The following is a 12,860-nucleotide window of genomic DNA, read 5'->3' on the forward strand; positions in this document are numbered from 1 at the left end:
GCCATGTACGGAAGCATAAAAGAAGACCTTCAAAAAGAATTGGCCGCCATCAGAGAAGCGGGCCTTTATAAAACCGAACGCATCATCGTCACCCCTCAATCTTCCGTAATTGCGGTGCAAGACGGACGCGAAGTACTGAATTTTTGCGCCAATAATTACTTGGGGCTTTCTTCGCACCCAGAGGTGATTAAGGCCGCCCACGAGGCGCTCGACACCCACGGTTTCGGAATGTCGTCGGTGCGGTTTATTTGCGGCACGCAAGACATTCACAAAGAACTCGAACGCCAAACAGCGGAGTTTGTGGGGGCCGAAGACTGCATTTTGTATGCAGCCGCATTCGACGCCAACGGCGGGGTTTTTGAACCTTTATTGGGGGAAGAAGACGCCATCATTTCTGACGAACTCAACCACGCCTCCATCATCGACGGTATCCGTTTGTGTAAAGCCAAACGTTTTCGGTACAAACACAACGACATGGCCGATTTGGAAGCACAACTTCAGGCCGCTACCTCCTGCCGACGGGTATTAATTGTTACCGATGGTGTATTTTCGATGGACGGCACCATTGCGCAGTTGGATAAAATCTGCGATTTGGCCGACCAATACGGTGCGATGGTCATGGTAGACGAATGCCACGCCAGCGGTTTTATGGGCAAAACGGGCCGTGGTACGCCCGAGCACAAAAACGTACTGGGCCGCATCGACATCATCACGGGCACGTACGGAAAGGCCCTCGGCGGTGCGTCGGGTGGGTTTACGGCGGCACGGAAAGAGATTGTGGAATTGCTACGCCAACGTTCGCGACCATATTTGTTTTCCAATACTTTAGCTCCTTCGATTGTAGGCGCTTCGCTTAAAGTGTTGGAATTGCTGCGGGCCTCAACTGCACTGCGCGACAAACTCGAAGCCAACACGCGTTACTTCCGCGAGGCCATGACCGCCGTTGGGTTTGATATTTTGCCCGGCGAACATCCGATTGTGCCCATCATGCTTTACGATGCGCCATTGGCCCAGGAATTTGCCAAACAATTGTTGGAAGAGGGTATTTACGTCATTGGGTTCTTTTATCCCGTAGTGCCCAAAGGCAAAGCCCGCATCCGCGTACAAATTTCGGCGGGGCATGAGCCAGAACATCTCCAACGGGCCGTGGCGGCGTTTACGAAAGTAGGACAAAAATTAGGCGTGATTCCCGTGACTGAAACTGTAGAAAATTAACATTTGCACTATTCCTATCAAAAAAAGCTGGGCTACTAAGTAGTTCGGCTTTTTTAGTAGTTAAAAGATAGGATAGTGATGTTGGTTTCTCAAAACCAACGAAAGGGTTGCTCACAACCCAGCGCAAATCGCCAAATTAAACATGGTACTTTATTCCGCAAATTTAGGGCTTACAAACTCCCATTCTTTAAGGTGCGAGGGCACATGCTCACGTTGAACAATGGCATCAAATTGGCGTAACAATTCGGGATGCTGCGCGGCTACATTGGTGGTTTCACTTTCGTCTTTGCTTAAATCGTACAACTCCCAAGGGCCTTTACGGTTTTTACGAACGTTGGTTTTTACGGCTTTCCAATAACCCATCCGAATCGCCAATTGCCCGCCTTTTTCGGGGTATTCCCAATAGATAAATTCACGTTTTTTCTGTTTGTCTTTTTGGCCCAACAAGGTCGGTAGAAACGACACTCCGTCGGTATCCAAAGGTTGTTTATACCCCGCTACTTCGGCCAGCGTTGCCAGTACATCATACTGCACCGACACGAGGTCGGTCACTTTACCCGCAGGAATACGTCCCGGCCAACGCGCAATCATCGGCTCCCGAATGCCGCCTTCGTAGACATCCATTTTTAACCCACGTAGGTTAGAAACACTCTTGAAAAAGGCCGCTTCTACCCCACCGTTGAAGGTCGCACCGTTGTCGCTAGAAAACATGACAAGGGTGTTATCGTCCAATTTTAAATCTTTCAGCAACTGCATCAACGCACCCACCTGCTTGTCCATGTGCGTAATCATGGCCGCATACGTAGCGCGTGGATGAGGCGTGGAAGCATAATTTTGTTGTCCCAAATACGGTTTTTCTTCAAATTTTCCGATGTATTCCTCCACCGCCGACTCGGGGGCTTGCAACGAAACGTGCGGAGCCGTAAAAGGCAAATACAGGAAAAAAGGCCTATTTTGGTTTTCACGCACAAAAGCTAGGGCCTTTTCGGACATTTTATCGATGGCGTAGTCTTTCCCACGGTAATACGCAAACGCTTCTTTAGTAGCCGTTTCGGGCGTTAGGCGGCGATGAACATCAATGTAGGTATTGTTTAAAGGAACCGATTTCCCATTTTCCCATAAGTGCGTCGGATAGAAATTGTGGGACTGTTTTTGGTCCAAATACCCATAAAAATAATCAAATCCCTGTTGGTTGGGGTTGCCCGTGGTATTGGCCATGCCCAAGCCCCATTTGCCGATGCAGGCAGTCTTGTAGCCCGATTGCTGCAACATCCGCCCAATGGTAAACGTGCCCGGATATAGCGGCATTTGTCCGCCTTCCAACGAATCTGCGAAGCCTCCCAACTCATAATTTCCACGAATGTAGGAATGCCCCGCGTGTTTTCCGGTCAACAATTGGCACCGAGCGGGCGCACACACGGGCGTACTTGTGTAGTGTTGCGTAAACCGAATGCCTTCAGCGGCAATTTTATCAAGATGAGGCGTCCGGATTTTCTGTTGGCCGTAGCATCCGAGTTCGGAGTAGCCCATGTCGTCGGCATAAATGTAAATAATGTTGGGCTTGTTGGCTGGAGGCATAAAGCTTACCGATACATAACCGAGGACGAGAACAAAAGCAAAAACGAGGGCGCGAAACATAGAGAAAAAAAATGGGTGAATAAAACTGTAAAATAAAGGCAAGTTATCCCAATTGATACTCGCAAAACCTCATTTCCAACGAAACTATTATGGCTCATTTCGACCCTATTTGGGCGGTTTTACCCCACCTTATGATTAAATATGTAGTACTTGAACATTTTTAGCCTTTACTTTGCACCTTACAATTTTATCCTTAATGATTGCAGTCATCCAGCGCGTGTCGGAAGCTTCCGTCACCATAGAAGGCCGAATAAATGGCCAAATTCAACAGGGTTTTTTGGTACTTTTAGGTATTACGCACACCGATACCGACGAAGATACCGAATGGTTGGCCAAGAAAATTGTCGGTATGAGAATCTTCTCCGACGCCGAAGGAAAAATGAACCTTGACCTCAAATCCATTGACGGCAACATACTGCTTATCAGCCAGTTTACACTACATGCAAGTACAAAAAAAGGCAACCGTCCGTCGTTTATCGAAGCCGCGCGGCCCGAGGTCGCCATTCCTTTGTACAACCGAATGATTCAACGCCTTGCGGAAGAACTGGGTCGCCCAATTCAAACGGGTGAATTTGGTGCCGACATGAAAGTATCCCTGCTCAACGACGGCCCCGTAACGATTGTGATTGACTCTAAAAATAAGGTGTAATTATTTTACAAGATTGTTGTACTTTCATCATTTAAAACTCCCCATATACCTAAGTAATAACAGACGGGAATCTTTCAATTAACATTTCCAATTCGTTCCAAATTATGTCTTTTCTTCAACGTCTATTTTCTGGAAAAACGCACCGAATTTTTAAATGGCTAGCGACCGATATGCACTCCCATTTATTGCCCGGAATTGACGATGGAAGCCCCGATATGCCCACCACCCTCCACTACCTCACAGAATTGGAGGCACTAGGGTATCAAAAAGTGATTACTACGCCGCACGTAATGCGGGAATTGTACCCCAACAAACCCAACGACATCAAAGCCCTCGCCGCCAAGGTAAATGAGGAAATAACCGCTGCAGGTTTAAAAATTAAACTGGAAGCATCGGCTGAATATATGCTAGACGATGGGTTTGATGCCTTGTTGGAAAATGATCAATTGATACCCATTGCCAACCGCTACGTGTTGGTTGAAATGTCGTACGTGGCACCGACGCTTAATTACGAAAACACGATTTTTAAAATTCAGGCGCAAGGCCTGATTCCGATTTTGGCCCACCCCGAAAGGTATAATTATTTATCCATGAACGACTTTGAGCGCATAAAATCGCTCGGATGTTTGTTGCAGGTCAACTTGCTTTCGTTGGTGGGTTATTACGGAAAACACACCCAAGCGATGGGTCAACAACTTGTTCAGAACAAACAGGCCTCTTTTTTAGGAACGGATTTGCACCACAGCCGTCATTTGGAAGCGCTCAAAGGGATTTCTTCACACAGCAAATTGGTGCGTCTGATTGAAAATACCGAGTGGTTAAATGCAAAACTTTAGGATAACCTCTCCCAGAAGTTATTTTTTACTCACAAAGCGGTTTCCTTTGATGTAAAAACGATACGGCAAGTCTGCTCCTTGCGTAATGCCGATGCGCGTCGTAGTTACCACCTCAAAATCAGTCTGTTTGGGCGGAGTAAGGTAGAGGGCGTCGTCCAAAAGCGAGCTACCATTGTGACCCGCGAGGGTAATTCCCATGGCCTGCACCAGTTTTGCCGGCCCGTTGCAAAGTTCACGTAGCGAATATACCTTCGGTTTATCACCTTTTCTTTCTGCCCGTCGCAGTTCCATCAATTCAACCCCATCGGTAGGTTCCAGCGCACGAATCAACACGGCTTCCCCTTTTCCTTCTTCCGCACTGACGATGTTGACGCAGTGATACATGCCATAAATCAGGTACACGTACACCGAACCTGCTGGGCCAAACATGGCAGCGTTTCGTACCGTTTTTTTTCGGTAGGCGTGGCAAGCGGGGTCACCTGTGAGATAGGCTTCGGTTTCTACGATGATTCCAGCGGTGCGCCCTTCGGGACTTTCGTGTACCAGTTCACAACCCAAAAGCTGTTTTGCTAACGATAATGTTTCGTATTTTTGATAAAATTTGAGGTCCAAACGTTGCATGAATAAATGCCTTTTTAGCGCAAATTTTGCATTTTTTTTATAACAAACCCTTGAATAATTCTGTTTTTAACTTTGCCGAGTAGTCACCAATGTTTATCTTTTTTTGTTAAATTTGACATTCGGTCTCAATAAACAACGAATGCGCTACTCTATTGTTTTGGCCTTTGGTTTGGTAGGTTTGTGTTTGGTGGCTCAGGCTCAACGCATCTTTGGAGGGCAGATTGACCGGCGCTATCAAACTACAAATGTTGCTTATGTATACGATATAGGCTGTACTTTCTTTGCCGACCAAGCGGGTTATGAAGCGCTCCCCAATCGGCTCCGTTTCGGCATTTACCGAAAAAAAGACAACGAATTAATTGAAACGTTTTTTGCCGACAAAAGCAAAGACATAAGCGGTACAAAATCAGCCACTTCCTGCAACAAAAGCGAAAAGACAGACTATATATTTGTCCATTACAATCAAAGCTTAATTCTCAAACCCGATAAATATTCTGACCCCGACGGCTACTACATCATTAATGCCCCCGTGGGCAACCGAAACCCCACCGAAAACGTTGCTTCCTCTCAAATAGTACTCTATCATTGGTTTTCACCTCAGTACCTTTGGGAATATTTTGACACCATAGAGCCCGGAAAAACCACGCCGCAGTGGACCCCTGATTCATTCAATTATTTTTGTACCAACGAAGACACCAATTTCAGTCTCCAAGTAGGCTCCAATCCCCTCAAAACGGGCCTAGGACGCGGCAATTACACCATCCTTCTCCAAAACACCTCTCCCCTTACGGGTGATTCAACCGCGAAAATCCGCTACCGAACCGTGGACTGGAAAGCGGGATTTTCCCCCAATCAAATGCTGCCAGGGGGGAATTTTAACCTGCCAACCATGTTTTTAATTAACGCCCAAGGAGTTGCTAATTTACCCATTTCGGCAAAACCTACCAAAGCGGGGGTCTACTCCGTCGGCTTTGTAATCAAACACAGCCGCAACGGCGTACCGTTGAGCGAAATATACCGTGAATACCAAATCAAGGTGGAAGATTGCCTTCCGCCACCGCCTGCCGTTATTAGAATCAGCGAAGTGAATCGCCCCAGCGTCGCTGCTTCTGCCAAGGTATGCGAGGGCAAAGCCGTCCAGCTCAATGCGGGAGCCAAACAGCCCAATATTACTTACGAATGGTTCAAAGACGGGGCCGTGATTGCGGGGCAAAAAGATTCTGTTTTGGTGGTAAAAGAAGGAGGAGCCTACACCGTGACGTTGACAAAAAAAGGGGCCTGCAACACCAATACCTCGTCGCCGGCGTTCATCACGATTGTTCCCAATCCCAAAGTATTGATCGAATCTTCCGTGCCAAGCGGCTTGTTGTGCCCCGGTGGCTCCCTAAAACTTTCGACCTTGACCTCCGAGCCATCGGTCAAGTTTCAATGGCTTCGCGACAGTGTGACCATTGCGGGGGCAATCGACTCAACCTATAAAGTAACACAGATTGGGCAATACACCGTAGCCATTACTGACCAAAACGGCTGCCAAGGCCAATCCAATCCACTAGTCATTAGGCCAGACAGCACCGCTAAAGTTAGCATGAATATCATTCCCATCAGATGCAGCAACGACACGAATTTAGTTGCGTTGGTTGGCACGCCAGCAGGGGGTAAATTTAGCGGTGACGGAGTGAACAAAAATACCTTTTCGCCCAAAAATGCGGGTGTTGGAACGCACCCGATTTCTTACCTGCTCGACGACCCCAAGGCCTGCCTGAAGGGCACCGCCGTCGAGACCGCCGTTGTGCTCGCGTCGCCTCCACTCGAATTGGGCCCCGACCAATTCATTTCGTCCGTCGGGGGAGTGCAGTTGAATCAAAACAACGCACTGAACACTTCCAACGGCTTTAATTTTCAATGGACGCCCGCATTGGGGCTGTCGTCGCCTGCTGTTGCCAGTCCTTACGCCAACCCTGACCAAACCACCTCCTATCAACTCACCGTCAGCAGCTCAAATGGTTGCACGAGTAAAGATACCATTACGATTACCATCGTTCAGGGGGTATATATTCCCGATGCCTTTACTCCCAACGGCGACGGAATCAACGACACTTGGGAGCCCAGAGGATTGGAGGAATTTCCAGCGGCCGAAATCAAGATTTTTGACCGATGGGGGCACGCCATTTACAATTCTTCAAAGAATAATAAACAGCCTTTCGATGGCACATTCAACGGAACTTCATTGCCATCAGGAAACTACGCCTACCAAATCATCACCCAATCAGAAGGGCATATCTTTCGGGGAAATTTGTTGATTTTGAGGTGAGTTTTTGAAGGAGGAAGCCTTGGGGTTTAGTATATCCCCCCCTACGCCAGCAAATCAATAATATCCTCTTTGGTCAGGGATTTTACAAAGCTTTCTTCGGTGGTTATCAGTTCATTAAAAAGTTTTTGCTTGCTTCGCTGCAAGTCTAGAATTTTTTCTTCTACCGAGTTTTTGGTAATGAATTTGTAGGTAAAAACAGTCCGTTGCTGCCCAATGCGGTGGGCGCGGTCAATGGCCTGCGCCTCAATGGCTGGGTTCCACCACGGGTCCAAAATAAATACGTAATCGGCTGCCGTAAGATTCAACCCCAAGCCCCCCGCCCGGAGCGAAATGAGGAAGATTTTTATTTCATCATTTTCCTGAAAAAGTTCTACCTGCGCCTGACGGTCGGTAGTGGAGCCATCCAAATACGCATACCGAATGCCGCGCGTATCAAGATAACGTCTCAAAATGGTAAGGTGTCGAATAAATTGACTGAATATCAACACCTTATGATCTCCTGCTAACAGTTCTTCCAACTTTGTCTGAATCTCTTCCAATTTGCCCGATTCGCCCTCATATTCTTCATCAATCATGCGCGGGTGATTGGCGAGTTGTCGCAGCTTGGTCAGCCCCTGCAACACCATAATCTGCGATTTGGCAATGCCTTCTTCCTCAATCTGCTCTAAAATATAGTTACGATAATACGACTTGGTCTCTTCGTAGCGCTGCTCCTGCTCCTCTACCATGTCGCAATAATGGACACTCTCCACTTTGGGCGGTAAATCCAAGGCAACCTGCGACTTATGGCGACGCAACAAAAACGGTTTGATTAGTGAATACAGCTTCTGCGAGCGCTTCTCGTCATTGTGTTTTTCAATCGGCACCTGAAAATGCGACCTAAAATAAGATTGACTACCCAACAAACCAGGGTTTACAAAGGTCATTTGCGTCCACAAATCCATGGTCGTATTTTCGAGTGGAGTTCCCGTTAAAATCAACCGATTGCGGGCATCCAGCTGCATCACGGCCTTGGTAATGTGCGACGATGGGTTTTTGATGGCCTGCGATTCATCCAGAATGATGTAGTGAAATGGGTAGTTTTTCAGCATATCGATGTCGATACGCACGATGCCGTAGGAAGTCAAAATCAAATCGTAATCGTCAAACTGGCGGGGATTTTTATCGCGGTAAGTGCCAGTATAGACCAATACCCGCAATTGGGGCGTAAAGCGCTGCGCCTCCAGTTGCCAGTTGTACAACAGCGACGTTGGCATCACCAGCAGCGAAGGTCGATTGGCCCCCTTCTCTTTTTGGTACTGCAACATGGCCAAGGTGGTCACGGTCTTTCCCAAGCCCATATCGTCGGCCAAACAACCTCCAAAACGATAGCTATTCAAGAAATTAATCCAGTCATACCCCGCTTTTTGATATGGGCGCAACGTGCCCACAAAACCTTCGGGCAATGGATTTTCGTCGATTTCTTTAAAGTCGCGCAGTTGTTCCAATTTACGGCTCATGATTACCTTGGCTAGGCTATCTTCCGCAAATTCCTGAACAAGGGCGAGGTGGTGCTTACGTAACAAAAACTGCTGGCTATCAGGATCATACTCCGCAAATGCAAACAATTCTGAATACGCCGTCAACCACGCTTCGGGGATAATAGCAATCTCACCGTTGGGCAGCGTAAATTCCTTTTTACGGGCCAAAATCAGGTTTTTAAGCTTTATAAACGGAATCTCAAACTCTCCAAAACGCACTTTGGCGTATATGTCAAACCAATCGCGGCCTTCTTCAAACGAAATATCAATGGAGGAATACCCCAAAAAGTACTGCTTTCCGTTTTCTGCGCTCTGCCGAATCTGAATTCCCGCTTCCTTCAACGTAAAATGGTGGGTTCTGAGCCACTCAAAGGCCTCGCTTCGAGCCATTTTTTTGCGACCCTGTAACATATCCAGCCCCAAACCTTTGAGCAACAACACCTTGGCTTTTTCAACGCGGATGTCCCGCCTCACTTTATGAAAGAGGTAAGAATCACCGCTTTTTTCCAAACTCACGTTGGCATTGGCCGCAAAGCTATCAAACTTAAACAAGAAATTTCCGTACCGAAACGACAACTCCAGCACCACTTGCGACGTGTCGTCGGTGGCAATGATGTCATCGTCATCCGTCGGTTCAAACAACGTGGCAACCTTATTTGAAGTATGCGTCAGTTCAGTCAAGTGAAGAATGGGAATCAGTTCGGCGGTCTCGTATTTTATCTCAAACCCATCAGCATACACTTCGTAAGCTGCCACCAGAGGTACCACAAATCGCTGGAAATACTGTTCCTCAACCGTGCGCGGAATAATGATTTGGGGTTTGGTCAAAAACGGACGTATTTTTTTCCCATCCACCGATTGGTCAAAATGGTATAATTTGTCCTGAATCAACAGCCATGCGGGTTCATCACAAACCAGCAGCGCATTCTGATTTCGAATATGCAGGCGTTCGCCTGCGTATTTTATGTTGGGATAATAATGCGTATTTTCTTCGTTGCGCTTAAAATGAAAATAAACTTTGGCCCGCTCAGGCATCCATTGAATTTTCTTCCAAGCAGGATTGTCGTCGGAGCCCATCACGTATAAATCCTTGGATTTCAGACGCTCCAATATGTCCACTTTCCATTTCTCCACGTAGCCTGCAATGGCCTCTTGTATCAGTTTGTCGCCTTTTTGGGGGTCATACACTTTCAGAAAAAAATCTAATGCGGGGAGTTTTTTTGGGTTGAACTTTTTAAAAATAGTATCCTGCTGAATCGCATCAATGGCCTTCACCAATTCGAAATCATTCTCATCTAATCCCTTCGAAAATTCCGCCACGTTTTTGGAAGAAACAATCTGATTCAGCAGCGTCAGCTCTCCTTTTCCATTGACTTGCACCACGTAAGACCCAAACAAATACCCGAGATACTCGTGCTGAAAAAGAGAATAGACAATGGAAAAAGGCTGAGTAGTAGCAACTTTCATACTAAAATTTTACCGAACAAAAGGAAGAGATTTATCCAAAACGTATACTCAAAAAGTAACGCCACTTTTCGAACGTTTACAAATATACGCCCGTAGTACCTTCCAAACAAGTTTTGAATTCAACTAAAAGAAAAAAGCGACCAAAGTCGCTTTTTTCTGATATCATCATAGGTTTTTAGTGAGAAAAGTAGTGTGATTGCTTCTCTGACAACGATACAAATGTCCTAATTTCTTTCCTAAAAAAATCATACCCTTTTTTCCACAATTTGTTCTGTTTTAACATTTTGACAATATTTGCGCAACAATACACGACAATCAAGCATGAAAACCGAGTACGAGAACATCACGCCCGACAAAGGTAGCTCTTTTAAAGTACTGCGTTGGCGCTCGCATGAAGATCGTTTTTTTTGGCATCAGCACCCCGAATACGAAATTGTTTATATCCACAAAGGCACCGGAAAACGGCACATCGGACAGCACCTTTCGCACTTTGAAGAGGGCGCTTTGATGTTTATCGGCCCCAATATTCCACACCTTAATTTTGGTTACGGTGCCGACAATGAACACGAAGAAATCGTCATTCAGTTACGAGATGACTTTCTGGGAGAATCTTTTTTGCAAAGCCCCGAACTTCACGCAATCAAACGTCTTTTTGAATTATCGAAACAGGGGCTTAATTTTTACGGAAAAACCCAACGAAATGTAGCTTCACAAATGTTGCGGATGCCGTCGCTCAATTACTTTGAACGACTCATTCAATTATTACTGATTTTGCAGGAATTGGCCACCACCAAAGAATATAATTTGCTCAAAATAAACGGAATTTCGTACGAGCACAGCCACCGAGAAGAGGCCCGCATCCGACAAATCTACGCTTTTGTCGAAAAAAACTATCGCAGCGAGATTGACTTACAAACCGTCGCAGACTTGGCCAGCCTGACCGTCCCTTCGTTTTGTCGTTATTTTAAAAAAATAACCCAAATGACTTTCACCGATTTTGTGAATGAGTACCGGGTAAAACAGGCGTGTAAGATGTTTACCCAAAACCCTTCGGTTACGGATGTGTGTTACTCCAACGGGTTTAATAACCTATCACATTTTACCAAGACGTTTAAGTCGGTAACGGGTAAAACACCCAGAGAATATAAGAAGGAATTAATTTAAAGAAATCAAGCCATATTATCAGCAAAAAGTTATTGATGGCAAGCATAAAATGCTCGTCATCAATAACTTCTGCTAAAAAACGTGTACTCACTTGTTTAAATCATGGAAATCCGCTTGCGTCTACCCATTCAGTTTTAATTATTATCCCTAAAAAAAGTCCCGTTTTCAGTAGCCAAAAATGCTTCAAAGGGTATTTCTTCTTGTTTGATAAATCCTTGCTGGGGTAAGGTTCCCGCTGCTACCATTTCTACCACCGCCGCAATAGAAGCCGCCGTAGTCCAAGAAATAGCTCTCCAGTGTTGCCCGTCAATGAGACGTGGGTGGTACGCTCTATAAAATTCTTCACGGGCCAGTCCGTCAGTTTGCCAACCCTCTACCACGGCATACACATACACAACATCCTCTTTAACAGGCGGTTTTGCCGAAGTCAATATTTCTTCAATTTGCTGACGATTGTTCTTCAAAATCAATTCATATAACAAAAACCGCATCAGCTTGGCGTGTCCAGGATAGCGAATGGTCTTGTAGTTTAGGGTATCAACTTTCCCGAGATAGGTTTCACACATAGTACCAAGCCCCCCTGACGTACTAAATGCCTCAAACTCCTGACCTTCAATATTTATTACTTCGATACCATCCAACGACGACACCATTTTGCGTTCGCCGTTGTGAATAACTTCGGCGTCGTTGATGTATTCGTTGATGACCCCCGCCGGCGACCACGTGAAAGAATATCCCAAAAGCCCGTTGGGATAACAAGGCAGCGCTCCCACGCGGAGTTCGATGTCACGGAGTTTATTAAATCGTTTGGCTAAATCTGCTCCCACAATTCCGATGAATCCTGGCGCTAATCCGCACTGAGGGGCCATCACCCCACGGTGTGTTTCGGCCATTTGGCGAATGGCGGCCGTAGTGGGAACATCTTCCGTCAAATCAAAATAATGAATTCCCAGTTTATAGGCGGCATTGGCAATGGGCAAGTTGAGATTATAAGGCATGCACGACACCACCGCGTCGAAATCAGCCAGCGTAGTTTCGATAAAAGCTTCATTGGTTACGTCCCCTTCGATGATTTCAAAAGGGAGAGACTTTGTAGGTCGGCGCTTGTCCAAACCTTTTACGTTAAATTGTTTGTTGAGCAAGGTAGCCACCAATGAGCCAACCTTACCCAAACCAATAATTAATACATTTTGCATAATTTGTTGATTTTTGGATGAAATACAATAATGACGTTGAAAACAACAAAAATGGGTTTGTCGCCCGCAGGGAATCCATGAAATACAAATAAGCACTCCTGTCAGTCGGGCGTGGCAAATCAGAAAATTAGGGAACAAAGGAGCAGGCACTACGAAGGTAGGCCAAACGAGCGAGGGATTTTTTGAGTTCAGGATTCATAGCAGAGCAAATGTAAAAATCCTTTGTTGTTTGGGCAAGTCGTA

9 protein-coding genes are annotated in these 12,860 nt (G+C 46.1%); 5 read left to right on the forward strand and 4 right to left on the reverse strand.

All coding sequences use genetic code 11. The features are described 5' to 3' along the window. Nucleotides 1-3 precede the first annotated feature (3 nt). Nucleotides 4-1,215, forward strand: coding sequence for a glycine C-acetyltransferase (gene kbl / locus DR864_RS06525; protein WP_114066195.1), 1,212 nt, complete (start codon nucleotides 4-6; stop codon nucleotides 1,213-1,215). Between the two features lie 150 nt (nucleotides 1,216-1,365). On the opposite strand, the gene DR864_RS06530 is transcribed toward kbl, so the two are convergent. Beyond that, the gene (locus tag DR864_RS06530) at nucleotides 1,366-2,853 is read right to left on the reverse strand and encodes an arylsulfatase (RefSeq protein WP_114066196.1); all 1,488 of its coding nucleotides are present in this window, start codon (nucleotides 2,851-2,853) and stop codon (nucleotides 1,366-1,368) included. Nucleotides 2,854-3,049: 196 nt separating this feature from the next. Between DR864_RS06530 and dtd the strand changes: the two genes are divergently transcribed. Both dtd and DR864_RS06540 read left to right on the forward strand, forming a co-directional pair. Continuing rightward, nucleotides 3,050-3,502, forward strand: coding sequence for a D-aminoacyl-tRNA deacylase (dtd, locus tag DR864_RS06535; RefSeq protein ID WP_114066197.1), 453 nt, complete (start codon nucleotides 3,050-3,052; stop codon nucleotides 3,500-3,502). A gap of 104 nt (nucleotides 3,503-3,606) precedes the next feature. After that, nucleotides 3,607-4,338, forward strand: a complete 732-nt coding sequence (locus tag DR864_RS06540) for a tyrosine-protein phosphatase (RefSeq protein ID WP_114066198.1) — start codon at nucleotides 3,607-3,609, stop codon at nucleotides 4,336-4,338. Nucleotides 4,339-4,356: 18 nt separating this feature from the next. On the opposite strand, the gene DR864_RS06545 is transcribed toward DR864_RS06540, so the two are convergent. After that, complete coding sequence (locus tag DR864_RS06545; protein ID WP_114066199.1) at nucleotides 4,357-4,959, reverse strand: DNA-3-methyladenine glycosylase; 603 nt, start codon at nucleotides 4,957-4,959, stop codon at nucleotides 4,357-4,359. A gap of 139 nt (nucleotides 4,960-5,098) precedes the next feature. Here DR864_RS06545 and DR864_RS06550 point away from each other — a divergent pair, with 139 nt between their 5' ends. After that, a complete protein-coding gene (locus tag DR864_RS06550; RefSeq protein ID WP_114066200.1) occupies nucleotides 5,099-7,270 on the forward strand; it encodes a T9SS type B sorting domain-containing protein in 2,172 nt (723 codons plus the stop codon). Between the two features lie 41 nt (nucleotides 7,271-7,311). Here the strand turns inward: DR864_RS06550 and DR864_RS06555 are convergent, their stop codons facing one another. Further along, nucleotides 7,312-10,257, reverse strand: coding sequence for a DEAD/DEAH box helicase (locus DR864_RS06555; RefSeq protein ID WP_114066201.1), 2,946 nt, complete (start codon nucleotides 10,255-10,257; stop codon nucleotides 7,312-7,314). 321 nt (nucleotides 10,258-10,578) lie between these two features. On the opposite strand from DR864_RS06555, the gene DR864_RS06560 reads away from it, so the two are divergent. Continuing rightward, complete coding sequence (locus tag DR864_RS06560; protein ID WP_114066202.1) at nucleotides 10,579-11,421, forward strand: AraC family transcriptional regulator; 843 nt, start codon at nucleotides 10,579-10,581, stop codon at nucleotides 11,419-11,421. Nucleotides 11,422-11,555: 134 nt separating this feature from the next. Here the strand turns inward: DR864_RS06560 and DR864_RS06565 are convergent, their stop codons facing one another. Continuing rightward, the gene (locus tag DR864_RS06565) at nucleotides 11,556-12,617 is read right to left on the reverse strand and encodes a saccharopine dehydrogenase C-terminal domain-containing protein (protein ID WP_114066203.1); all 1,062 of its coding nucleotides are present in this window, start codon (nucleotides 12,615-12,617) and stop codon (nucleotides 11,556-11,558) included. Nucleotides 12,618-12,860 lie beyond the last annotated feature (243 nt).

The sequence above is a fragment of the Runella rosea genome, from assembly GCF_003325355.1.
GTDB lineage: Bacteria > Bacteroidota > Bacteroidia > Cytophagales > Spirosomataceae > Runella > Runella rosea.

What these genes read in the sequence shown, in the direction of transcription:
- DR864_RS06545 (WP_114066199.1), bottom strand. Translation starts at nt 4,959, where the DNA reads ATGCAACGTTTGGACCTCAAATTTTATCAAAAATACGAAACATTATCG.
- DR864_RS06555 (WP_114066201.1), bottom strand. Translation starts at nt 10,257, where the DNA reads ATGAAAGTTGCTACTACTCAGCCTTTTTCCATTGTCTATTCTCTTTTT.
- kbl (WP_114066195.1), top strand. Translation starts at nt 4, where the DNA reads ATGTACGGAAGCATAAAAGAAGACCTTCAAAAAGAATTGGCCGCCATC.
- DR864_RS06550 (WP_114066200.1), top strand. Translation starts at nt 5,099, where the DNA reads ATGCGCTACTCTATTGTTTTGGCCTTTGGTTTGGTAGGTTTGTGTTTG.
- DR864_RS06560 (WP_114066202.1), top strand. Translation starts at nt 10,579, where the DNA reads ATGAAAACCGAGTACGAGAACATCACGCCCGACAAAGGTAGCTCTTTT.
- DR864_RS06565 (WP_114066203.1), bottom strand. Translation starts at nt 12,617, where the DNA reads ATGCAAAATGTATTAATTATTGGTTTGGGTAAGGTTGGCTCATTGGTG.
- dtd (WP_114066197.1), top strand. Translation starts at nt 3,050, where the DNA reads ATGATTGCAGTCATCCAGCGCGTGTCGGAAGCTTCCGTCACCATAGAA.
- DR864_RS06530 (WP_114066196.1), bottom strand. Translation starts at nt 2,853, where the DNA reads ATGTTTCGCGCCCTCGTTTTTGCTTTTGTTCTCGTCCTCGGTTATGTA.
- DR864_RS06540 (WP_114066198.1), top strand. Translation starts at nt 3,607, where the DNA reads ATGTCTTTTCTTCAACGTCTATTTTCTGGAAAAACGCACCGAATTTTT.